This is a genomic window from Paraglaciecola sp. L3A3 (assembly GCF_009796765.1).
In the GTDB taxonomy this organism is placed as follows: domain Bacteria; phylum Pseudomonadota; class Gammaproteobacteria; order Enterobacterales; family Alteromonadaceae; genus Paraglaciecola.
In genome coordinates, this window is record NZ_CP047023.1 from 4688168 (window position 1) to 4712259 (window position 24092).

Annotated in this window: 16 protein-coding genes; 12 read left to right on the top strand and 4 right to left on the bottom strand. The window is 38.0% G+C overall.

Features of this window, described 5'->3' with window-relative positions; genetic code table 11:
• The first annotated feature begins 118 nt into the window (after positions 1-118).
• The 5 genes from ribA to GQR87_RS19380 all read left to right on the top strand — a co-directional run bounded on the left by ribA (position 119) and on the right by GQR87_RS19380 (position 5723).
• Positions 119-739: a GTP cyclohydrolase II gene (gene ribA, locus GQR87_RS19360; protein WP_158972252.1), complete on the top strand. Its 621-nt coding sequence runs from the start codon at positions 119-121 to the stop codon at positions 737-739.
• An 85-nt stretch (positions 740-824) separates the two neighbouring features.
• Entirely contained in the window at positions 825-2153 is a 1329-nt protein-coding gene (locus GQR87_RS19365; RefSeq protein ID WP_158972254.1) for a DUF3300 domain-containing protein, read from the top strand.
• Between the two features lie 95 nt (positions 2154-2248).
• Positions 2249-3253 (top strand): aspartate carbamoyltransferase, encoded by a 1005-nt coding sequence (locus GQR87_RS19370; RefSeq protein WP_158972256.1) that lies wholly within the window; start codon positions 2249-2251, stop codon positions 3251-3253.
• A 30-nt stretch (positions 3254-3283) separates the two neighbouring features.
• The gene (gene hemL / locus GQR87_RS19375) at positions 3284-4579 is read left to right on the top strand and encodes a glutamate-1-semialdehyde 2,1-aminomutase (RefSeq protein WP_158972258.1); all 1296 of its coding nucleotides are present in this window, start codon (positions 3284-3286) and stop codon (positions 4577-4579) included.
• Between the two features lie 55 nt (positions 4580-4634).
• Entirely contained in the window at positions 4635-5723 is a 1089-nt protein-coding gene (locus GQR87_RS19380; protein WP_158972260.1) for an adenylate/guanylate cyclase domain-containing protein, read from the top strand.
• Positions 5724-5744: 21 nt separating this feature from the next.
• Here the strand turns inward: GQR87_RS19380 and GQR87_RS19385 are convergent, their stop codons facing one another.
• The gene (locus GQR87_RS19385; protein WP_158972262.1) at positions 5745-6668 is read right to left on the bottom strand and encodes a Dyp-type peroxidase; all 924 of its coding nucleotides are present in this window, start codon (positions 6666-6668) and stop codon (positions 5745-5747) included.
• Between the two features lie 418 nt (positions 6669-7086).
• Between GQR87_RS19385 and GQR87_RS19390 the strand changes: the two genes are divergently transcribed.
• The 3 genes from GQR87_RS19390 (at position 7087) to GQR87_RS19400 (ending at position 11022) form a co-directional block, all read left to right on the top strand.
• Positions 7087-8379 carry an outer membrane protein transport protein gene (locus tag GQR87_RS19390; RefSeq protein WP_158972264.1) on the top strand — a complete coding sequence of 431 codons (1293 nt, stop codon included), beginning with the start codon at positions 7087-7089 and terminating at the stop codon, positions 8377-8379.
• Positions 8380-8649: 270 nt separating this feature from the next.
• Positions 8650-9891 carry an Nramp family divalent metal transporter gene (locus GQR87_RS19395; protein ID WP_158972266.1) on the top strand — a complete coding sequence of 414 codons (1242 nt, stop codon included), beginning with the start codon at positions 8650-8652 and terminating at the stop codon, positions 9889-9891.
• Positions 9892-9945: 54 nt separating this feature from the next.
• Positions 9946-11022, top strand: coding sequence for a class I mannose-6-phosphate isomerase (locus tag GQR87_RS19400; protein WP_158972268.1), 1077 nt, complete (start codon positions 9946-9948; stop codon positions 11020-11022).
• A gap of 358 nt (positions 11023-11380) precedes the next feature.
• On the opposite strand, the gene GQR87_RS19405 is transcribed toward GQR87_RS19400, so the two are convergent.
• Both GQR87_RS19405 and GQR87_RS19410 read right to left on the bottom strand, forming a co-directional pair.
• On the bottom strand, positions 11381-13624 hold the full coding sequence (locus tag GQR87_RS19405; RefSeq protein ID WP_158972270.1) for an alginate lyase family protein: 2244 nt from the start codon (positions 13622-13624) through the stop codon (positions 11381-11383).
• A 110-nt stretch (positions 13625-13734) separates the two neighbouring features.
• Positions 13735-16818: a TonB-dependent receptor gene (locus GQR87_RS19410; protein ID WP_233267507.1), complete on the bottom strand. Its 3084-nt coding sequence runs from the start codon at positions 16816-16818 to the stop codon at positions 13735-13737.
• Positions 16819-17196: 378 nt separating this feature from the next.
• On the opposite strand from GQR87_RS19410, the gene GQR87_RS19415 reads away from it, so the two are divergent.
• The gene (locus GQR87_RS19415; protein WP_158972274.1) at positions 17197-18219 is read left to right on the top strand and encodes a family 16 glycosylhydrolase; all 1023 of its coding nucleotides are present in this window, start codon (positions 17197-17199) and stop codon (positions 18217-18219) included.
• Positions 18220-18278: 59 nt separating this feature from the next.
• On the opposite strand, the gene GQR87_RS19420 is transcribed toward GQR87_RS19415, so the two are convergent.
• On the bottom strand, positions 18279-18647 hold the full coding sequence (locus tag GQR87_RS19420) for a nuclear transport factor 2 family protein (RefSeq protein WP_158972276.1): 369 nt from the start codon (positions 18645-18647) through the stop codon (positions 18279-18281).
• A gap of 379 nt (positions 18648-19026) precedes the next feature.
• Between GQR87_RS19420 and GQR87_RS19425 the strand changes: the two genes are divergently transcribed.
• The 3 genes from GQR87_RS19425 to GQR87_RS19435 all read left to right on the top strand — a co-directional run bounded on the left by GQR87_RS19425 (position 19027) and on the right by GQR87_RS19435 (position 23929).
• Positions 19027-19566 (top strand): hypothetical protein, encoded by a 540-nt coding sequence (locus tag GQR87_RS19425; RefSeq protein WP_233267324.1) that lies wholly within the window; start codon positions 19027-19029, stop codon positions 19564-19566.
• A gap of 89 nt (positions 19567-19655) precedes the next feature.
• The gene (locus GQR87_RS19430) at positions 19656-21155 is read left to right on the top strand and encodes a beta-N-acetylhexosaminidase (protein ID WP_158972278.1); all 1500 of its coding nucleotides are present in this window, start codon (positions 19656-19658) and stop codon (positions 21153-21155) included.
• 68 nt (positions 21156-21223) lie between these two features.
• Positions 21224-23929: a CHASE domain-containing protein gene (locus GQR87_RS19435; RefSeq protein WP_158972280.1), complete on the top strand. Its 2706-nt coding sequence runs from the start codon at positions 21224-21226 to the stop codon at positions 23927-23929.
• Positions 23930-24092: the final 163 nt, after the last annotated feature.

Consider the following 24092-nt stretch of genomic DNA (forward strand, 5'->3'; position numbering starts at 1 on the left):
TATTATTGAATAGCCCCTATCATTTAACGGATAATACCCCCATATAGCCTGCAATAGTTTTCAATACGGCTAACGTTTTCACCAACAATACCCTTTACTTGAGTGCAATTTATTTTCCATGACAAATCAATCGACAAAATACCAGTATGTTAGTTCTGCAAAATTACCCACTAAACTAGGTAAGTTTCTTATTCATGGGTTTGTAGAACTTGAGTCAGGGCAAGAACATGTCGCTTTGACCTATGGTGAATGGCAATCGTCAGAGACAATCCCTATTCGTATTCATTCTGAATGTTTAACTGGCGATGCTTTATTTAGTACTAGATGTGATTGTGGTGCCCAGTTAGAAAAAGCCTTACAAACTATTGCTCAACAAGGTAAAGGAGTCTTGCTCTACTTACGCCAAGAAGGCCGAGGCATTGGTTTGTTAAATAAGATTCAAGCCTATAAATTACAAGATGAAGGCATGGACACAGTAGAAGCCAACGTACATCTAGGTTTTGATGCTGATATTCGTGATTACGGTATTTGCCAGTTAATATTAGAAAAATTAAACGTCAAAAACGTGAACTTAATGACAAATAATCCTAAAAAACAAAAAGCGCTTACAGAGATGGGAATTAACGTAGTCGAACGTACCCCCATTGACCATGGCATAACAGATGACAATCGCCATTATATTCGTACCAAAACTGACAAATTAGGCCATCAATTTGCTGAACACCTACTAAAAAAATAGACGCCATTCAGTCTTGGTTAAGATTTCCTTGTGTATAACTGAAATATGGCAGTGTTGCCAACAGTTATCATTGAAGGAAAGGGTTATGCGAAATCAAACCAAGTACCTGTTTATATACTTATTTGTTTTATGTATTTTGATTGGCGGCGTTGTTAATTTAGCTCAAGCTGAAAATACAAATTCATCTGCAGCCGATATTTCACAGAACAAACTAACCGAAGCAAAACTTGAGCAAGTCTTAGCGCCTATTGCTCTTTATCCCGACACTTTGCTGTCGCATATCTTAGTGGCTTCTACCTACCCACTAGAATTAGTGCAAGCTGCCCGCTGGCGCAAAAATCATAAAACATTAAATGAACAACAAACACTGGATGCTGCTGAAGAAAAAGACTGGGATCCCAGTATTAAAGCACTCAGCCCTTTTAATGACTTATTACAAACATTAACTGACGATCTAGACTGGTTACAATCTTTAGGCGACGCATTTTTGTTTGATGAAGAAACTGTACTGGCAAGTTTACAAAGCTTAAGACAAAAAGCCTATGCGCAAGGAAACTTAAGTGATAATCAATACATGGAAGTAGAAAAAAATCAGAATGAAATAATTATACAAACTGTTGAAAAAGAAGTGGTTTATATCCCCTATTACGACACCCGTAGTGTGTATGGAAATTGGTGGTGGAATGATCATCCTCCTCACTATTGGCACAGTCCAAGTCATTATATTTGGAATGCCGGTGTTTACTGGAGTTCAAGATTTTTTATTCGCCCTAGTTTTTATTACAGTGGTTTTAAGTGGTCAAATCGTCATGTAGTGACTAACTACTCATATCGAACACACAGAGATAATCAACATTGGTCTCACTCACATACTCGTAAACAAAAGATCAGAGTCACAGAGTTCCCACGTTGGACACATGATCAAACTCATAGACGTGGTGTGCATTACACTCAAAATGGTAAACGTATTATCAGAAATAGCGAAAATCCCAATCGCTATATTTCTACGAATAATTCGCCATTTAGCAAAAAGACGCAACAAATTGACAAACAAAGGGTGCTCAATTTACACAATTATCCTATTAATAGACCTTCGAGCCACACGCAAATAAAAAGAAAACTAACAACTTATAATCAAACGTCGAATATTAATAAAGCGCACAAAACTAAGCAACTGAGATTAAACCGCGACACTGCCCATAAGATCATAAAACCTAGAGAAACTAGACAGCTGAATTCAGGCAAATGGCAAAAACAAAGCAGAACACGGTCGACTGAAAATTCGCCTAAACAAGTGAGTTCGAGATCTACACCGACGCATTCAAAGATACAAAATAGAACCTCAGGTCAGAAAACAAATAAATCCAGACCCGTAAGATCTAAGTCTGAGAGAAATCATCGAGATAAACGTTAAAAATAAATTGTGCTTTGCCAGCATAAGGTTCAGCACAGTTGTCTAAAACTTGATAAAATACAGCTTATTAAGACCTTGTAAAAGATAGACCCAATATGAACTTTAAAGGTAGCCATATCCTTTCCGTCAACCAGTTTGATCGTGAAGCAATAGAGCATGTATTTAATGTTGCCCACCAAATGTTGCCTTATGCCAAACGTCAGAAACGTACCAATGTGCTGGACGGCGCAATTTTAGGAAACTTATTTTTTGAACCCAGTACCCGTACACGAGTCAGTTTTGGTACTGCCTTTAATTTATTGGGCGGAGAAGTAAGAGAAACCACAGGATTAAGTAACTCAGCTTTAGCAAAAGGTGAGTCTTTATACGACACAGCTAGAGTATTAAGCGGTTACTCTGACATAATTGCTATGCGACACCCTGATGCAGGCTCAGTTGCAGAATTTGCTGAAGGCAGTCGTATTCCTGTCATCAATGGTGGTGATGGAGCTAACGAACACCCCACACAAGCTTTGTTAGACTTATATACCATTCAAAAAGAGCTACTCGCCCACAATAACAATATTGATGGCATGCACATCGCCATGATAGGTGATTTAAAACATGGCCGAACTGTACATTCATTATCTAAACTTTTATGTTTGTTTAAAAACATACGATTTACTTTAATTTCTCCTAATGAATTGGCCATGCCCACCTCAATCATAGACACTATTGAAAATGCTGGTCATCAATACACAATTACCGAGCAACTAGAAGGCAGTTTAGACGCTGATATTTGTTATCAAACACGTATCCAAGAAGAACGATTTCCGTCACAAGCAGAAGCTAATCAATATCGTGGAAAATTTCGTTTAAACCAACAAATTTATACTAAACATTTTCAATCAAAAACCGTAATCATGCATCCATTACCTCGAGACTCTAGAGCTGAAGCTAACGAGCTAGATAACGATCTAAACCTCAATCCTAATTTGGCTATTTTTCGACAAACCGATAACGGTGTATTAGTTCGTATGGCATTATTTGCCCTCACTCTGGGTGTTGACACTATCGTTAGTCAATTTGATCAAAAAGTACACTGGCACGTAAACAGCTAGTTCACCCTAAATTACTTAAAAGAAATCACTATGCAAACATCTGAAACACTTTTTACTCGCGCCAAACAACATATTCCAGGTGGCGTAAATTCACCAGTTCGAGCTTTTAAAGCTGTGGGGGGAACCCCTCCATTTATTACCAAAGCTGATGGTCCTTACATTTTTGATGCCGACAACAAACGTTATATTGACTACGTGCAATCATGGGGACCTATGGTGTTAGGCCATAATCATCCGAAAATTCGTCAAGCGGTTATTGATGCTGCAGAAAATGGCTTAAGTTTTGGTGCACCAACCGAATTAGAAGTGCTAATGGCAGAAAAAGTCAGTGAGCTAGTTCCTTCTATGGAAATGTTACGCATGGTTAACTCGGGGACCGAAGCGACCATGAGTGCCATTCGATTAGCTAGGGGCTTCACAAACCGCGATAAAATTCTTAAGTTCGAAGGTTGTTATCATGGTCATGCCGATGCCTTACTGGTTAAAGCCGGTTCAGGTGCACTGACTTTTGGTGTACCTAGCTCTCCAGGAATTCCAGCAGATTTTGCCAAACACACCTTAACAATGGAATACAATAATCTAAACTCTGTCGCCCAAGCATTTGCTGAGTATCCCGAAGATATCGCCTGCATTATAGTAGAACCCGTGGCTGGTAACATGAACTGTATTCCTCCTGTAGATGGTTTTTTGCAAGGTTTACGGGACTTATGTGATCAGTATGGCGCGGTGCTTATTTTTGATGAAGTCATGACTGGTTTTCGTGTCGCTCTTGGTGGAGCGCAACAAAAATATGCTATCAAACCTGATTTAACTTGTTTAGGAAAAGTAATAGGCGGCGGTATGCCTGTAGGTGCTTTTGGTGGCAGAATCGAGATAATGGAGATGTTAGCGCCATTAGGGCCAGTATATCAAGCAGGCACCTTATCAGGTAACCCAGTTGCTATGGCCGCAGGTCTAGCCTCATTAGAGCAAATTCAACAAGATGGCTTGTACCAAAAACTGACAAAAAATACAGAAACTCTAGCAGAAGGTTTTAAAACACTTGCCCTCAAACATGGCATTCCCATGTCTGTTAATTATGCCGGTAGCATGTTTGGTTTATTTTTTACCGAGGTAGAAAAAGTCACTAACTATCAGCAAGCAATTAATTGTAATACCGAACAGTTCAACTTGTTTTATCATGGTATGTTAGAACATGGTGTATATCTGGCTCCAGCCTCATATGAAGCAGGTTTTATGTCAGCGGCACATACGGATGAAGTAATCCAACAAACGTTAGAGATTGCCGATAAAGTATTGGCAACTGTGGCACAAGCGTCTAAATAACACTAAGTTACAAATAGCGTTATTTTGCTAAAGCAGTAGGATTAATGAACTAACAATGTTACAGCAGATTTTACAGCCAGTTCCTTTATTTTTGTTATTTATCATAGCGATATATACACTTATATTGCTATTTTTGTTATCAAAAAAAAAGCCCAAAGGTAAAACTGCTGAGACTCCTACTGTTAGTCCCATTAAACAAGCAAGAGTAAAATCTGACCAGCAAAAATTTGAGAGTGCGGCAGAACAGGCCATGCTGTTAAATCAAACATTTCGTAAATTTGTGCCTAAACAATTTGTCGATCATTTGGCTAAACATGGCTCAGAAAGCCTAGAGTTAGGCCGTGCAGACGAAGATGAATTAGCCATTTTATTCAGTGATATAAGAGGCTTTACAGGGCTTTCAGAACACATGAGCCCGCAAGAATTAATGAACTTTCTAAATTCGTATTTTTTACGAATGAATGATCCTATCCATCAAAATAATGGATTTATCGATAAGTTTATTGGTGATGCGGTAATGGCTTTATTTGACCGGCCCACTGGTAGCAACGTAGACAAAGCACAAGATGCAATTCGTGCAGCCTTAGATTTACGTTATGCCATTAACCTATACAACCAGCATAGAGCTAACAGCAATTACCCACCAATTAATGTTGGCATAGGTATTCATTTTGGCCCTGTAATTATTGGAACAGTGGGATCTAACGACCGAATGGACACCACAGTTATTGGTGATAGCGTTAACGTGGCATTTAGATTAGAAGCTTTAGCGCCTATTTATGATGCAGACATAGTAGTAAGTGAGCAAATACTCACTCAAGCAAATGCCAAACAACATTTCAGTTACCGTTTACTTGATTGGGTGCGAGTAAAAGGCCGTAATACACCTATCGAAGTTTATGAAATTTTAGATCACCAAGCAGAAGACTTAAAAAAAGCAAAACTTGCCAGCACTGACTTGATAGAACAAGGAATAGACTTTCGAAAGCAGCGAAACTGGCAACAAGCTGAGGATTGTTTTCAGCAAGTATTAACGTTTTTACCCAATGACAAAGTGGCCATCCACCATATTCAGCAATGTAAAACCTTACAAGATACTGCATTACCCTCAGATTGGGATGGTTCTATTTTAATGAGGCCTTAACCTACCTCTGTGTATATAAAGTTACTCTTTCGCTTGTTGCTTAATAAAGTTAATTGAAGGAGCGAAATAAGCACAGCCTGTTTCAGCTACCGTATAATCTAATAACTTATCGTACTCTCCTTGCTCATCACCAAATATCATACTGCGTAACATATCGGTAAATGGTTTAGGGCTGCTGGCGCAAGAAATAAAATATAAACCCTGCACTGTCATATTGCCATAAGGCATACTTTGTCTAAGTATTTCGACACTTTTACCATCAGCATCTTTTAAGTTGGTACGTTTAGTATGTGCAAACTGTGCTTTTTTATCGCTATCAAATTCAATATTATCCGCTTTGCTACGACCAAAAATTTCTTCTTGATTATGCACTGCTAACAATTGCCATTTAGTCATCAGATGGCGATAACGCTGAACATGAATATAACTTCCACCAGCAAACTCTTGATCTTGATCCCCCACAATCGCCACGGCAAACTTACGCATGCCTTTAGGGTTTTCAGTACCATCCACAAAACCAGTTAAATCTCTGCCGTCTAAATAACGAAAACCAGAAATTTCTTCATATAAATCAACATGAGGTTTAAGTAATTGGATCACCTCTGTGCCGATTGCATGGCAAATATCAGTTCGGTCGGCTTTTATTTGAATAAACAAATCACCCGGTGTGATTGGTGCGCCACGATCTTCGCACTGCATACTAGGGAAAGGCGCCATTTCTTGCGGAATGAGTCTAGGGTATAACTCATACCAATATTCAGTACCTATAGCAATCACCCCAGAAACCATGGCTTCATAGTATTCTTCATCAAAATGATTGAATAAATCTAATACATGGGCCAACTTGGCGCGCATCGCCTGCACTTCATCGTCGACTACAGTGAAAGTTAAATACAGTGCATGTAAATTAGGCTCTGCACAAATGCCTTTTTGAGCTTGACTCATTATTACCCCAGTCCTTTAAAATCCGGCGATTAGACTCTATAAAGACCTAATATACCCCAGTTTTTAGATCCCGCATAAATTTGTTCAAATGGGTGAAGATATTAGACATTTTATCTTGGCAGAAAAATACACTTTCGCTGCGATATAACTTGCCGCTCTTTTATTAAAAACAATGGAGTTAAAAAATATTGCTGAGTTATATTTACCTATAAACAAGACAATTTTAATAAGTCGATTTTCGCAAGCAAACACAAGGTGTAAACAAACTGTTACGAATTTATGAGTATTTATGTTAAATAAATTAAATAAATACTAACAATTTGTCGATCTTGTCTATATTATCCCTATTCTGTTTTAACTGGTCTGCTCAGCCGATTAGATTTCAATCAGTTATGCATTGCAGAATTAGGAGATAATTATGAAATTAAACAAAATACTATTAGGCTCAAGCTTAGCCCTTTTATCATTAAATACCTTTGGTGCCGCCTTTCAGCTTGCAGAGCATAGCGCTTCTGGTTTAGGTCGTGCATTCGCGGGTGATGCTGCTATAGCAGAAAATGCTTCTGTCGTAGCTCGTAATCCAGCCTTGATGTCTCAATTTACAGAGAATCAGTTATCTGTTGTCGGCACTTATGTTAAGCCAGACGTTAGCCTCGATGGTGAAAGTGCACCTGCTTATTCAAGTGCTGAAGCCTTAAATAACGATAGTATTGCGCCAGGCGCTTTTGTTCCTGCAAGCTATTTAGTAATGCCTATTAATGACAAGTGGGCTGTTGGCTTAGGTTTGTTTTCCAATTTTGGTTTAGCTACTGATTTTCCCGAAGATTATGCAGCTGGACAATTAGCTGGCTCAACAGAAATCTTAACTGTTAACTTAAACACTAGCGTTTCTTATAAAGTAAGTGAGCAGTTTTCATTAGCTGCGGGTTTGAACTATGTATACGCAGAAGCAGAGTTAGTACGTCATGCTGGTCCTGGACTACCGGCTTTCTTACAAGGCAATTATGGCTCAACTTTAGGCGTTACCAATAGCACTGAAGCCGCAAAAATGGATGGTGATGATGCTGCCTTTGGTTGGAATGTAGGTTTTGCTTGGGATATTTCTGCAACATCTCGTTTAGGTTTCGCATACCGTAGTTCTGTAGAATTAGATTTTGAAGGTGAATATAGTAATCAACTTCCTGCTGCGATAGGTGGTTTAGGTGGTACTTCGTTAGACGGTAAATTGGCTATTGAACTACCAAGCATTGCTGAATTTTCTGGTAGCCATCAATTAGATGATAAATGGGGACTACACTATAGTGTCATGTGGACTGAGTGGAGTAGTTTTGACAGGTTAGAAGCGTATGTTCCAGTCAGTGAAGAGCCGGTATTTGCAAAAGACGAAAACTTTAGTGATAGCTTCCGCTATGCAATTGGTGCCGATTATCAGTTAAATAATGAGACAAAATTACGTGCAGGTATCGCTTATGACAAATCGCCTAGCGATCCAAATCATCAATCAATCTCTATTCCCGATACTAACCGTTTATGGTTAAGTGCTGGGGCTGAATATACCTTAAGTGATGCTTCAACTATTGATTTAGGGTTAAGTATTTTACGTGGTGAAAACCGAAGTTTTACCGAAACAGATAACCTTGGTGGTGAATGGGGATTTGCTAGTGAAGGTAACGCCGCTATTTTTGCAGCCCAATATAACTACTCTTTCTAATTTGAGTTAACTTACTCAACTACAAACAGAATAAATTTACAAAAGCCAATGTATTAAATACGTTGGCTTTTTGCTATGTGCTTACTTCTTATTCTTTACCTTTTACTCGAATTTATGATTTTAAAACAGTCAGCCCTTGACCCGACTTAACCAAATTGTTACATTTGGTTAACCAAAATTATAAATTGGTATTGAAATTGGTATACATTCTTAAAAAGGTGTGTTTTTCATTGCTATTTCTCAATATCACTACCTCTGGTGCCCACTAATATGAGTAACATCAAAACGTTTTTTAAATCCCTCTTGCCTGGCATATTTTTGTTTGGCTTTACTGTCGGGACAGGTAGTGTGACAGCTATGGCAAAAGCGGGGGCTGATTACGGCATGTCCTTACTTTGGACTATTTTTATTTCATGTGCCATAACCTACTTTTTAATTTCGCTATTCGGTAAATTCACCTTAGTCACAGGGCTGACCGCACTGCAGTCTTTTAGAAAGCATATTCACCCAGCCGTTAGTATCTTTTTTATTGTAGCGCTAACAACACAGATATGTGGAAGTGTCATTGGTGTCATGGGGATATTAGCTGACGTTTGCTATGAGTGGTCGAAGAACTTTGTGGATGGCGGTATCTCACCTTTGTACTTCGCTATATTTTTTATAGCCTTCGTATATATTATTTTTCTGATCGGTAAAACTGAAGTTTTTGAAAAAGTATTAGCTATTTTTGTCGCCGTTATGGCGGTATGTTTTTTGATCAACTTCTTTATTTTGATGCCCCCTGCGATAGAAATATTAAAGGGTATGGTGCCGAATGTGCCAGATACAGGCCCCAATAAAAGTTCATTCTTGGTTATAGCTTCAATGGTCGGAACCACTGTGTTCTCTGGCTTATTTATACTACGTACCATACTTGTTAAAGAGGCGGGTTGGACCATGGCTGATTTAAAAGTGCAAAATAGAGATGCTCTTTTTGCCGCATTTTTGATGTTTATTGTCAGTACTTCAATTATGGCTGCCGCCGCCGGATCTTTGTTTATTCAAGGCATTACGCTAGTTAACGTAACGCAAATGATAAATTTATTGGAACCACTTGCAGGTGCTTCAGCTGTGGCTATTTTTACTATAGGTTTGATCGCAGCGGGGGTATCGTCGCAGTTTCCAAATGTAGCGTTATTGCCTTGGTTATTAGACGACTTCCATCAGCGAAAAACTAATCTTAAACGACCTAGTTATAGAATTATGGCGCTGGTTATCTCTTGTTTAGGTTTAATTGTGCCAGTATTTAATGCTAAACCTATTGCAGTTATGGTCAGTTCACAGGCTTTTGGTGCCTTAGTATTACCTGCTACAGTTGGTTGCATTTTTTATATCGGCAATAAAAAAGAGTTAATGGGTGAACATAAATTTTCAACTGTGACTAACGCCATATTATCCATGATATTCATTTTTGCCTTGGTCATGAGTTATATGAGCTATAGCGGTATTCTCTCTACCTTACAGGCATTGTAGTCAATATCATGCTTTTGTATATTTTCATCATTATTTTACAAAAAAGAAGCCTTTATGAATAAAATTATTAAATTCTCGTCCAACCGTGTTTGGCGTACTTATCAAGGCGGCAAGCTACTTGATACGATAGAAGGCAAAGTAAACCCTATAGATTCAAGCTTTCCCGAAGATTGGATAGGTTCTACTGTTGAAGCCCGTAATGTTGGTCGCGAGCATATTTCAGAAGGTTTAGCTCTGGTAACAGCCGATGATGGACAGTCTGTAGCTTTTCGCGATTTATTACAGGATCAGCAAGAATACTTTTTGGGGAAAAGCGGCGACACTTTGCGGTCAATGGATGATATTCCTTTGGTTAAATATTTAGACAGCTCAACTCGTTTGCATTTTCAGGCCCATCCTACCCGTGAATTTGCCCAACAGAGGTTAAGTTTGCCTCGTGGTAAAACCGAAGCTTACGTGATCCTTGAAACTCGTGAAGATATCAGTGAACCCTACATTTATGCCGGCTTTCAACGCTCACCTAGTCGTGCGCAGTTAAAAGAATGGATTGAAACGCAAGATATTAAGTCCATAGAAAGTTGTTTTGACCCTATTCCTGTCAAACCTGGAGATGTGTTCTTACTGCCGGGGGGACGGCCACATGCTTTAGGCGAAGGTATATTAATGCTTGAAATCATGGAGCCTTCAGACTTAGCTGTAAGGTTTGAATTTGAGCGCTGTGGATATGAGATCCCAGAACAAGCAAGGTTTATGGGCAAGGGTATTGAAACCGCTTTGGACGTTTTTAATTATGAACCGGTTCCCCCTAATGAAGTGGATAAGGAGTTTCGTTGTCAACCTAGTGTATTGATGACAGATGAGCATAATAATTGCCTTGAAGAGCTTATAGGAGCTAAAAACACTTCTTGCTTTACGGTTAAGCGCGCATCAGTTAATGGTCACTTTAAACGTAATGAAGATGCTTTTTTCTATGGAATTGTAACTCATGGTTCGGGGACGCTTCGAATCGGAGATGAAGTCACTCAGCTTAATCGTTGGGATCGATTTTTCTGCCCGGCCGGCGTTGAAAAGTTCATATACGAAACAGACTCGGCTATGTCTATCCTAGAATGTTATCCGGGGAATAGTTGATCGGCTCTAGTCTTAGTCTTGGCTAAATTTCACCTTAGCCTTTAATAAGCTACGGATTGGTATTAGATGTGTTACCCGTTACTACCATGTCCGTAGCAACCAAAGTGTGACATTTACATTGAGTATTCCAAGTTCACTTTGAATACTCAAAGACCTCTTTCTGTACTTTTTCTGTACCTTTTCTGAACCTTTGCCATACCTCCTCTAAAAAATGACTCAAACCATCTTTTTTTACCGCTATAAGCATCTATACATAAGAAGTTGGTAGTGTTCTAGGCAATAAGTTTAGCTAGTTCTCAAATAACTGATTGCCGAGGACCGACAATCAGATTTAACAAAAACGAGTATGCAGGAGAGACTACTCTATATAATGAAAAGCACCAGTCCAGCTGTACTTCTTACCAACTACTTCCAACTTATGTTGTGTTGACGGCGATGCATCTAGATTAGATAAAAGGAATAGACTTGTCTGCCCTTTTACATCTTTAATGGTCACCGCGGTATACTTAACGTCGTCGTGCACAACCTTCAGCTCTGCAATATTACTATTAGAGTTTACCGACAATTCTGAAACAGGACTATAACTGCCATGGGGTTCAATCACAGACGCAAAAACTGTATTGTCGCTATCTTTCCTCCGGATCATCAAAGCCGCTTCTCTGCGGATATTAAACTCTGGATCATTGGCGCCCATTCGAGTTAGTAATAACTCGTCAGAACCTTCGGTAGCCGAAGTTAATGTGTAGTACTTACCGTTCCCCAACCAAGCAAATTGTGTACTGCTGGTAGACGGCTTACCTATACCTTCTAAATACAAATGTTGATAACCATTGTTTTGACCAAGTGGCTTTAAAACGTTAGGCGAATCATAAGAAAAGTTTTTACTCAGCACTTGTCCTAAATAATAGAAGGGCATGTCATATTGATTTTTTTGCTCAGCGTTTATTTTCATTATGTCCAATAAAAATGGCTTATCAAAACTTTTGTTTTTAATCACTGCCATAGTTCTGTGCATTTTGGTACCTGGATAGGCATTGGACTCTGTCGCGCTGACAACTTGAACGTCTTTGTTTGAGTGATCATAAACATATAAATCTGAATGGTGTTGACTCCCAATCGCATATTTTCCAGCAAAATGCATACTTTCATTCTGTGAAAGAGTGTTGTGTGCAATAGTAGTTTTCGCCCAAGTTTTGTTCTCTTCTAGATAGTTACCGCCACCTTTTTGACCAATATTGACAAAACGAGCCAGTCCATAATCTTGTAAAACTTCATCGCCTTTTTCATATAAAGAAAAAGACAGTTTGTCGTAATGACCATGACTTAAGCCTTGCGCTGCATATTTAAAGACTAAGGTTAAATCTTCATTACCGTGTCTAAGTACTGCCACACCACCTTGTTTACCATCCGGTCCATCGGATAAATTGATAGATTTTTTGGCAAAAGCTTGGGCTTTACCATCTCGCACCCCCATAGCTACGGCTAAACCAGCTTCGTTAAGCAACACTTGATTTTGTTTTTCAGCAATGCTCAATAATTGTGGATTTTTATTGCCATATTGATAGGCGATATCAACAGCGGTGACTAATGACGCTGTGTAGTAAGACATACCTTTTTGACCATCATTTAATGGAAAGAATTCGCCGTCAGCATCTGACAAATTTAATAATGCATTGACACCTTTAAGTAACACATTGTCTTTGTGTTCAAAGACTTTCATCTCAGGTTTTACATTTTTCATTGCTAGTCCAAATATCAAAAATGGATACATAGCATAGCGTTGATAATAGGGTCCTTCAGTGTAATAACCATCAGGTGAAAATGGGTCTTCTAAATTAGCCAAAAAACCAGCTTTTTGACCTTCAACCTTTATAAAGCCGCCATCATTGTCTAAACCACCTATTTCTAAACCATCGTCTTCAATACCGTATAAGGCTCTATCCAATAACTCTTTGTCATCCATTACAAGCGCTATCATGCCGACAGCTGCGTTGCCCCAAGTGCTATGGTTATGCACTCGGTTATAAAACTGTGGGTTTTCAATTGAAATGTAGTCAGCAAAAGGACGAAATAAGTTGTTTTCTAATTTGTCACGTTCTTGCTCGCTAAGAGTTTCATATATGGCATCATAGGCTTGGCTCATGTAAACCAACCAATTGCTATCATTCAGACACTGCCAGAATAGTTTACCGCGGGCATAAGAACGTTTTTGAGGATGGGCCGGTAAGTCTTTGTACATGCCTTCATACTGAAACAACATATCTTTAATATATTTGGCATACTTTTCATCTTCTAATATTTGATATAAGGCCCCAGATTTTTGTGCAATGATGAAATTTTGTTTGTGTCTCTGATGGGTATATCCACCTGAAAAGTCTTTTGGGATAGGGGTATCAATGCCTAGCGAAATTTCAGCATCCACTTGTTTTTTTACGCTTTCGACAGAAGCGTCGAATAAGGGGACTTGACCTAAATTTTTCCTAACCTTTTCTACACCAGGTTTGGTCATGATTAAGTTTGGATGTTCTTGCGACTGTACTGTCAGGGGTATGTTTATTGTCGCTGCCAATAATAACAAGGCAGTGATTTTAATTTTGCTCATCGCAATTTCTCCAATTTTTTCACTTCAATCAAATGCTAACCCCAGCCGATAGCTGGGGTTAGTTTAGTACTATTTTAAATATCCATAGTTAGCACAATTGCGCTAACTATTTACCAGCGGTAGCTTGCGCCAAACGTAATACGACGGTCTGCTAGGCCTTGGAAGCAAAGGATTGCACCTTCATTTACACAAGATTGAGTCACACCAGCTTTATTTAGGTTAACAGCTTCAATACCAAGATTAAGTTGCTCGTTAACATCATAGCTAACACTTGCATTTAGCTGACCACGGTCATGGGTATAGACAGGGAAACCTAATGTAGAGTTACGTGATGCACCACCAGCGGTATCATCGGTACGGAACGCTTCACGCCATGTGTAACGAAGACGTGCTGATAAGCCAAACTTCTCATAATAGCCTGTAATGTTATAAGCATTTTCAGAGAAGTCTAGAAGCCCTTGTACTGCAGTTACTGATACAAAATCTGCGTCATCATAAATGCCATTAATTGCATTGAAGATATCAGTACCACGACCAGCAGAAGAGTTAACGACTGAGCCGCCCTTATATTCTTGGATCGTGTAGTTAGCTATAACACCAAAACCTGATGCCCAACCTAAATCAGATTCAAAGCTAGATAGATCATACTGAACAGCCATCTCGATACCAGTTTGCGTGGTTTTAGCTGAATCGTTAACTTGAGTCGCTTTATCAACACATGCACCGGTAACACCTAAAGGAGCTAAGAAATCATCTCCTGCTGCAATTGGGTTAAAGATACCGCCGCTAGCACATGAAGGGTCATTGGTAGTAAAGAAACCATTTGCATCTCTTGCTGCCGAATCTAATGTAGATACAAATAAGTTACTAATCTCTTTATCAAAGTACCCAATACTGACTACGGCCGCTTCAGCAAAATACCATTCAGCTGATAAATCGAAAGTGGTGATTTCTTGTGGTTCTAATCCAGGGTTACCAATAGATACTGATTGGTTGATATTCGGATCATAAGATACCGATGTATTTAAATCTGAGAAATCTGGACGACGAATATCTTGCCCCCAACCTAAACGCAACACAACATCATCATGAGGTGTAACTACTAGGTTAAGTTTAGGTAAGGTGAAGTTATAATCGCCAGAAATAGTCGTTAACGATGAACCACTTTCTGTAATTGTGTTACCTGTTGAATCAACCGTTGTTTTAATGTGTCTTACACCAACATTACCAACTACATAATCAAATTCAAAGTTAGCTTGTGCGTATAACGCTTGAGTTTCTTCGGAAATACTAAAGAAAGCTGAAGATGAAGGCGTTAAATTTGATAAATCTACAGGGTAATCGAATGTTATCCCTTGTGCTTCCATGTTAGCACGATGAGTTAACTGGGCGCTTTCCAATATACTTAAAACACCGTCAGGGTCATTAAATGCACGATCTGGATCGATGATAATAAAGTTACGCATTGCCAACTCACGACCATCAGCATCACCAAAGTTACTAGGTCCTTGTACTATCAGATCAGAGAACAATGAACCACTTGGGCTATCAACCATCTTGCTGAAACCACCAATATTATCACTTATATCATTAAAGGTACTTTCACGTTTGCTAAGGCGCATACCGAAATCAACCGAAGTAACAGGAGAATCTTCTAAGTAATAAGTGAAGTCTGCGCGTATGGCGTCTAATGAGTTGTTGGTTTCATTGCGACCTATTTGAACTTGGTCTAATACAACGTTTGCAGGATCAAGCAATTGATCAACAGTAGGAGCGTAGGGTGAAGCAAAGTTGATACCAAATGTTAAATCGCCACCTGTTAGGTCGTAGATAAAAGGAACGGAGTTATCATTACTTGTGCTTGCAGTAATATTACCGTCACCATCTAAACCATCTAAAGGGGTGTTCGTGTTCGGGTTGATGAAGTTTAATGTTGTGCTTAGGTTTGGATTAGTGGTATCAGAACTAGCTGATGATATTTCAAAGCTTGCAAACAATTTATCACCTTGCCACTCTCCACCTAAACGGAAAAGTTGTGTATCAGTTAAGCGAGCACCGTTATCACTACTAAAACGTAAGTTAGGATCATCGTCATCAACACCAAGCATAGGCTCGATTGTTCCGCGCAGGGCTACTTGGATACTACCAAGTTCAACACCGTCTAAAGAACCATAGTTTACAGTTTCAAATTCTGTCGGTACAGTATAGTCAAGTACTGAGGTTACACCTGATCCTTGTACACGAGTACTATCTTGACGACGTTCTTGGTCAGTCAAAACAACATCTAAGAAAAACTTAGTGTTGTCATTAGGTGCGTATTCAAATGTGGTTGAAATGTTTGTTGTCTCATATTCGAAGTTTTCGTATTCTTGGTTTAAGAATCCAATACCTAAGAAATCAAACTCTTGACAAGCAGGGCGCTTAGCTAAATCTTGAGGAGCACCACCATCGCGTACTACTGAGGCATCACAGTTTTCAACTAAACCACCATCACGGTCAACACGTGGACGGAAAGAAGAAGATTCTTGCTTGGTTAAACTGCCACTCATCACAAAACCGAACTTACCGCTATCAGTATCCCAGTTATTTCCATAAACTGCAGAAACACGTGGCTGAATACCATCAGTCGTTAAGCTGCTGTCTTCGCCTTGTACACGAACATTAATTAACTGTTCAGAAAGCTCTAAAGGGCGAATAGTACGTAAATTAACAGTACCACCCACTGAACCTTCGATTGTTTTTGCGTCAGACGCTTTAGCTACTTCGACTCCAGCAATAATTGACGCTGATATATCTTCAAAGCTAATTCCGCCTCGGCCAGTGCCAGCACCAACAGTTTCAACACCGTTGATTAAAACATTGTTTGAGTTTGAACCACGAATTTGCACACCGGTACCAACACCAGCTGTCCTAGTAATTTGGATGCCTGTTATGTTTTCTAATACTTCGGCCAAGTTTTGATCAGGTAACTTACCAATATCTTCAGCTTGAATGATTTCAACTAAGTTGACGGTTTCACGTTTTTCTAAAAGCGCTGTAGTAAGAGACGCACGTATACCAGATACTTCTATGACTTCTACGCTTTCATCGGCTGGAGCTTCTTGGGCTGATAATGTAGGAGCCGCTAACATTGCAAGCATAGCTGAACTTAAGAGTGCTGCTTTATTTCTATTGTTTACCCTAGGGCTTTTCATAGCACTAGTAATTTTATTTAGTTGGGTGTTCATGTGATTCTTACCTCATTTTGGTTTGTCTTATTGGTAATACCAATTATGTTTTTATTGTAGGGCTTGGCATTGATATAGATATAACCAATTTATAAAGATGATGTCAATGAAATGTTATTGTAAAGTTTTGTAATGTAAAGTTTATGTTTTAGAAATATTAACGCTATCTATCTGTTTTATATTGATTTTGTGTTATTTAATTAGCAACTTATGTGTCGGAGTATTTTTATTGGTAATACCAAAGTCGTACTTAATGCCAATCTTTGGTTAGTCAGTGATTAAATGTTAAACATACACTTACTTATGATATATTATTAATGCAAACATTATATGTATGGTGAATTTATGAATTTGAGTAACAAAACTATAAAAATAATTACTGGATTGAGTTTAGTTTTTATTTTGACTAGTTGTAGCAATGATATGACTTACAGCCAGAGCAAAGCATTAGGTGTTATGCCTTTTTCGGATCCTAATAATGTGGCAGGCTGGGTTTTAAATTCAGAAGTCAGTGATGAATTTGAAGCAGACACTATAGATGAAGACCGGTGGTATATAGTTGGTAAGTTCGAAAATGGTAAACCTGTTTACAAACATCCTGATTTACCTAATAAAAAAGTATGGAAAGGTCGTGCTCCATCACAGTTTTCAGGCCGAAACTATAGGCTGGAGGACGGCAAATTGATTTTAGAAACACGTTGGGAACCTGATTTTCCTTTTACTGATGAAATACGTGTACCTGTATTTGGTGATGCATTACCCCATGAAAATATTACCACCGCATGTTTTATTTCTCGCAAATTGTTTAAATACGGTTATATAGAAATAAAAAGCAAAGCGGCAGATGCAGAGATCACCAGCGCCTTTTGGGCTATGGGTAAACAATTGGAAATTGATTTCTTTGAACAGTTTGGTGACCACCGAGATCCTGCTAAGCAGGAACTAGATAAAGAATTATGGTGGTCAATACGTGATTGGAACCCTAAAGTAGAGGAAACCGGAAAACCTGTTTATACAGAACATAGAGATTTGGGCTTTCGTGTCGCAGATGATTTTCATGTATACGGTTTTGAATGGGATGAAACAGGCATTAAGTACTATGTGGATGGTAAGTTGCTTTCCGCTGTGAGCTCAGAAGAGGTGACTGCATGGGCAAAAGAAAATCGTAAAGTACCTCAAGATTACGATGGATATGTAGCGACAAAACCAATCAGTATTTGGTTAGATCAAGAAACCTTTCCTTGGCATGGGATCCCAGACAGTAAAGAAGATTTGGAGTTAAACAGCCCTGAAGGTGAAAAAGATGACGGCGTAGTCGATTTCGAAATTGAATATGTCAGAGTATGGCAAAAACCAGATCAAAATTAAGTTGTTATAAATTATCAGTAGTCTAATTAAAATTATTATTAAGACTACTGATAATGCAGTTATATTGTGCTTTCTAAATGCCACACTTTAGAAACAATACACCAGCCATCGCTATCTTTAACAAAACATAAGTGGTCAACAAAGATATTTTGATGAGCCCTTAAACGTACTTTTACTGTGGCGCAATCTGTTGATAACCAATCCACAAGTATAATTTCTTGCTGACGAACTTGATTTACACTAGCTGGGGATGGCCGTGTCGCTACATCTTGTCTAAAACTTGCTATAGGGTCGACAAATACTTGGCCTTGGTCCACATCAAACAAACTTGATGATTTATGAAAAACTTTATCCAGAAGTGTGACATCACAAAAATAAAGAGCATCAAAATAAGTGTTTATTGCTGCAAATAATTCATTATCTCGCATTACGTATCCTTAATAGTTAATTTGTTTTCTGTGTAATTGTCACTTTCTCATTAATGTTAATCATAGGGATTATAGGAATAACTTGATATTGCCTTATTGGACAATTTTCGACAAAAACCAGCCAATTGTTGTGGATTGAAACTCCCTTCAATATAGCTAAAAAATTCCCATATTCATGGCAGCGACTTCTGTTCTGAGGTAATACAACGCCCCTTTTTATATGCTTTTTATGCTTTTCAAGCATTCAATTTGTAAAACATAGCAATGAAAAGAGTATCGGCCTATTGATAGATATTAATTTGAGTCGCAAAACACATATGTGGTAAGTTTTTTGCTATGTTAATATTTGTTATTTTCGATAAAGAATGTGGTTTAAACGATGCAAGTTAGGGATAGCGTAATAAAAAATTTAATATTGGGTAGTTTGTTGTTATCAAACATTGTAAATGCAAAAGAACAATCAACAATATTCGTTAAGCATGAACTTAATGCTGACGATAAAATTACAGGTATCGGTGTTAGTTTTTTGACTCAAGAGAATCATTATTCTGATTTTAGAGGTGAGGCTATTTCCTCGCTTAATTATGCTGAAGTATTAGATGAAAATGACCAGGTGCAAAATTATATCTCTTGGGATGTAGGGATGCGATTGGGTTATTACAATGATGTTTTTGTATATGTTGAAGGGGGACTAGATCTACTAGAAATGATTAACGGTGATATAAATAAAGATGACGATTATTATTTTGAAGACGTAGAAAATGGTAATGGTATAGATGGCTATGCCGCACTTGGTGCAGGAGTTGATTTAAAAAAAATTAAAATAGAAGGTTTTGTAAAAGCTAGGAAAATTGATGGGAATTATTGGCAAAGTAAACATCAGCTATTTTATGGTGCACAGTTTTCTTTATTATTCTGAGTTATATCAATCTAGTTAAATAATGGTATAAGTGTATTTCGCCTGTTAATATTTGCTAAAGTGAGGCATAACAAAATCGGAGTGTTGTTATGAAAATACTAATTACCCTGTTATTTACTTGTTTATTAATAAGTTGTGGTGATAAGACGTCCCAGTCCCCTCAGTTAGATAAACAAGAATTACTCCACTCAGAATTGTTATCAATCATACCTTATCCACAAACTGTAAAATTTCACTCGGGTAATTTGCAGTTAAAAGATGTCAAAGTTGACGCAGCAGAAGGTATTAATACATCACTGTTAGCTCTCAATAATTTATTGCAAACACTAGAAGTCATTCAAAGTAATAGTGCTTCTAGTCAAATAATATTAAGTATTACAGATCTACCTGAATTAGGTTCTGAAGGTTATCGAATTGATATTCAAAATCAAATTGTTTTGAAGGCGAATACCGATACAGGATTGTTTTATGCAGTACAAACCTTAAGTCAATTGTTACCTAGCCAAACACAAGGCAGTTATACGTTACCCAAAGTTAGTATCATTGACAGCCCCACTTTTAGTTGGCGTGGCAACATGTTAGATGTAGCCCGTAGCTTTTTACCTGTGGAATATATTAAAGCTCATATTGACCGAATGGCGCGTTTTAAGCTTAACCGCTTACATTTACATTTAACAGATGACCAAGGCTGGCGTATTGAAATTGAAGGTTATCCAAAATTAACCGAAGTGGGTGGTGCAAGCGCAGTTGAAGGTGGACGTAATGGCTTTTATAGCCAAGCAGAAATACGCGAACTTGTCAGTTATGCACAAGCTCGTCATGTGACCCTTGTTCCAGAAGTAGATTTACCCGGTCACACCCAGGCGGCCATTGCCGCTTATAATAAATTAGCTTGTGATGATGTGACTAATTTATCTCCCTATAGCGGCGTAAAAGTGGGTTTTAGTAAGCTTTGCTTAACCAAGCCCGACATAACTTATCCCTTTGTAAAAGATATATTGAGTCAAATTGTAAGTCTGTTTCCATCGGAATATATCCATATCGGAGGCGATGAAATTAAAGATCCTTTGTACCCTCAATTTATAGCTCGCGCTACACGTATAGTGGAAGACTTAGGACGAACCGCAATTGCTTGGGAAGAAGGGTCAGTTGCCGATAATAAAACAGATGTTCTATTACAATTATGGAACGATAAGTATGATATTCAACCGGCTCTGGACCGTGGTCATCAGATCATTTTATCGCCGTGCACCTATAGTTATTTTGATCATGGCAACTTTGCTGGCCAACCAAACACTTATGACTGGTGTCGTAAAGAGGGGGTTCCTCTGGCAAGAGCTTACCAACTGAATCCACAAAAATATAAACAGGTTAAGGGGGTTGAATCTGCAATGTGGTCAGAATTAGTTCATACTGACTCCACTGCTGATAATCGACTATGGCCACGTTTATTGGTAACAGCCGAATTAGGTTGGAGCCAAGAAAAAAATCGTAACTATCAACAATTTCTCACTCGTCTAGATTTATTAAGGCCTCTACTTGATAGTCTAAATATTGAATATTATAAAGAGCCGGAATTAAATTGGTAATAAGAGTAAAACTAGACGAAGCTAAAGCTAAAAATTGATTGAAGTAATAGTAATTAATAAGGTTATGCATGAAGCATTCTAAACTGTCTCAACTTTTCTTCAAAAAAACAGTCATCAAATCATTATTTTTTCCAGTGATCATTTTAATTGCTGGGGCTTATATTTCGTTTCAAGCCGAAAACAACAAACAAAAAGAACAAGATAATTTAGTCATCCAAACTTTGCAGAATGATTTATTCAAAATAAAGTCTGATTTTGAAGAACGTATTACTTTTTATTCATATGGATTGAAGGGATTACATGGCCTCATTTCTACTGTATCCCTAGAAAACTTTGATTATCAAACCATGCATACCTACTCTCAAAATAGGAACTTTCAACAAGAATTTCCTGGTGTTAGAGGCATAGGATTTATCCAGAAAGTTGAGCAGCATGACCTAGCCGAGTTTTTGCAACAACAAAAACAAATGAGACCTGATAATAGCTTTAATTTACGACAACTAAACAGTCATAATAACAGTTTATTTATCATACGATATATCGAGCCTGAAGAACTGAATAAAAGTGCTGTCGGTCTTGATATTGGCTCTGAAGATATGCGCAGAAATGCGGCAATAAGTTCGGCAATCAATAATCAAATTCAAATTACCTCGCCCATTACTTTGGTGCAGGCAGATAAAAAAGTTAGACATGGATTTTTAATTCTATTGCCTCTATATGACTCAAGCAAAATACCAGCAGATCCTGCTGGTAAACTCAGTCATACACTTGGTTGGACTTATGCACCAATATTGATTGATGAAGTTTTGAGTGCCAATTATGAATCTCTAGAGGGCATTGACCTAACTATTGCTGACATCTCAAATAATAAACGCACCGTTTTTTACCAACCCCAGTTAATTAGTTCTGCTAATAGCTCGGTTATTTATTCTGAAAAAATCACTGTATTTGGTAGACTTTGGGAGTTTACCGCGGTTGCTGAAAATAGTTACATTGAAAAAACCAAAAACATACAAAGTTACACTACTTTTTATCAGTACATGATATTAACTGTAGTGTTAGCACTTATGGTCTTGAGTCTTACCCTAGCATATATTCGTAAAGAGGAATTACGAAATCACCAACAGCAACTGTTAATTGCTCGGGATACAATGTTAGAAGAGACGAATGAACAACTAGAGTTTTTAGTTAAAAAACGTACTCAAGAAATGAGTAATGCCACAGCATTAAAAACTGGAATATTAAAGAATGCTAATTACCCGATCATAGCAACAGATACATCTGGGTTGATTACATTATTTAATCCTGCAGCAGAAAAACTATTAGGTTATTCGGCCGATGAGTTGTTGTTAAAAGAAACGCCGGCAAAATTTCATTTATTGTCTGAAATAGTAGAACGGGCACAAGAATTAACCGAAGAGCTGGGTTATAAAATTAAGCCCGGTTTTGAGGTGTTTTCGACTAAATCCAATAAAAAAATAGCAGATCATTGGCATTGGACCTATGTTGCAAAAGATGGACGACATATTCCGGTAATGCTTAATTTGAGTGCCCTAAAAAATGAACATGGCGATATAACAGGTTATATTGGTATTGCTTACGACTTGACTGAGCAAATTGAAAAAGAACAAGCTTTAGCCGAGGCTAAAGAAATAGCAGAAAAAGCCAATATTGCTAAGTCAGAATTTTTAGCCAATATGAGTCATGAAATTCGTACGCCATTAAATGGAATATTCGGCACCTTGCAGTTATTGCAGCAAGAAACTGATTTCCATAAAAAATCTGAACTACTCAAGCTTGCGACTATATCGACTACGACACTTAACAAGTTAGTCAATGATATTTTAGATTTGTCTAAACTTGAGGCCGGTAAACTTACTTTGGAGTATACGGCGGTTAACTTATCAGAATTAACTGCGGTTATTGAGGCTGAATTAATAGCTAACCTGCAGCAGAAAGGCTTAAAACTCATTATTAATCTTGATTTAACCCACTCTATTTGGAAAGTTGATGAACTCAGACTTAAACAAATATTGCTTAATGTATTATCTAACGCCATTAAGTTTACTCAGAGAGGACAAGTCAGCTTGACGATAAAACATCATGATACTGGTGGTGTTTTAATTATAATCAAAGACTCAGGTATTGGCATGAGTGAAGAGGCCCAATTACTATTATTTGAACGTTTTGAACAAGCTGATAAATCTATTACTAGACGTTATGGTGGTACCGGCTTAGGAATGTCTATTACTCACTCATTAGTCAATATGATGGGAGGGCGAATCGAAGTATTCAGTAAAGAAAATGTAGGCACAAAAGTCCAAATATTTTTACCGCTGGAGGCTGTGAACTCGATGGAAGAAACGGCAAGTTCTGATGTGTTATCTACAGACTTGTTAATTGGTAAAACAGTACTCATTGCCGAAGATAACGAAATAAACCAATTGGTACTTAGCTCAATGTTAGGTGATCTTGATTTGACTCTTTATATGGTTGATAACGGCCAGTTAGCGGTAGATTTTGTTGAAACTACTTCGGTCGATATTATTTTAATGGACATTCAAATGCCAATAATGGGTGGTGTTGAAGCTTGTAAATTAATCAAAACGGAACAACCAAGTTTACCAATTGTAGCAATAACGGCGAATGCATTTGAACAAGACATAAAACTTTATAAAGAGGTAGGTTTTAATGCCTATATCGCCAAACCGTTTGAAAAAGAACATTTATTATCAACCATAATCAGCACACTAAATCCCGGTAAAGTAACATGAGTCGGGATAAGCCGAGCCTCTCAATAACGCTCTTTTTACGCCTATCTGTGTTAGGTTTTCTAGTAATAGCCAGTATTACTAGAAAACCCTCCTTTCTATTCACAAGAATTCCGTCATCGAGTAAGCCTTAACTCAAACGTAACTGGGTGTATATTTCTAAATG

What these genes read in the sequence shown, in the direction of transcription:
- ribA (WP_158972252.1), top strand. Translation starts at nt 119, where the DNA reads ATGACAAATCAATCGACAAAATACCAGTATGTTAGTTCTGCAAAATTA.
- GQR87_RS19365 (WP_158972254.1), top strand. Translation starts at nt 825, where the DNA reads ATGCGAAATCAAACCAAGTACCTGTTTATATACTTATTTGTTTTATGT.
- GQR87_RS19370 (WP_158972256.1), top strand. Translation starts at nt 2,249, where the DNA reads ATGAACTTTAAAGGTAGCCATATCCTTTCCGTCAACCAGTTTGATCGT.
- hemL (WP_158972258.1), top strand. Translation starts at nt 3,284, where the DNA reads ATGCAAACATCTGAAACACTTTTTACTCGCGCCAAACAACATATTCCA.
- GQR87_RS19380 (WP_158972260.1), top strand. Translation starts at nt 4,635, where the DNA reads ATGTTACAGCAGATTTTACAGCCAGTTCCTTTATTTTTGTTATTTATC.
- GQR87_RS19385 (WP_158972262.1), bottom strand. Translation starts at nt 6,668, where the DNA reads ATGAGTCAAGCTCAAAAAGGCATTTGTGCAGAGCCTAATTTACATGCA.
- GQR87_RS19390 (WP_158972264.1), top strand. Translation starts at nt 7,087, where the DNA reads ATGAAATTAAACAAAATACTATTAGGCTCAAGCTTAGCCCTTTTATCA.
- GQR87_RS19395 (WP_158972266.1), top strand. Translation starts at nt 8,650, where the DNA reads ATGAGTAACATCAAAACGTTTTTTAAATCCCTCTTGCCTGGCATATTT.
- GQR87_RS19400 (WP_158972268.1), top strand. Translation starts at nt 9,946, where the DNA reads ATGAATAAAATTATTAAATTCTCGTCCAACCGTGTTTGGCGTACTTAT.
- GQR87_RS19405 (WP_158972270.1), bottom strand. Translation starts at nt 13,624, where the DNA reads ATGAGCAAAATTAAAATCACTGCCTTGTTATTATTGGCAGCGACAATA.
- GQR87_RS19410 (WP_233267507.1), bottom strand. Translation starts at nt 16,818, where the DNA reads ATGAAAAGCCCTAGGGTAAACAATAGAAATAAAGCAGCACTCTTAAGT.
- GQR87_RS19415 (WP_158972274.1), top strand. Translation starts at nt 17,197, where the DNA reads ATGAATTTGAGTAACAAAACTATAAAAATAATTACTGGATTGAGTTTA.
- GQR87_RS19420 (WP_158972276.1), bottom strand. Translation starts at nt 18,647, where the DNA reads ATGCGAGATAATGAATTATTTGCAGCAATAAACACTTATTTTGATGCT.
- GQR87_RS19425 (WP_233267324.1), top strand. Translation starts at nt 19,027, where the DNA reads ATGCAAGTTAGGGATAGCGTAATAAAAAATTTAATATTGGGTAGTTTG.
- GQR87_RS19430 (WP_158972278.1), top strand. Translation starts at nt 19,656, where the DNA reads ATGAAAATACTAATTACCCTGTTATTTACTTGTTTATTAATAAGTTGT.
- GQR87_RS19435 (WP_158972280.1), top strand. Translation starts at nt 21,224, where the DNA reads ATGAAGCATTCTAAACTGTCTCAACTTTTCTTCAAAAAAACAGTCATC.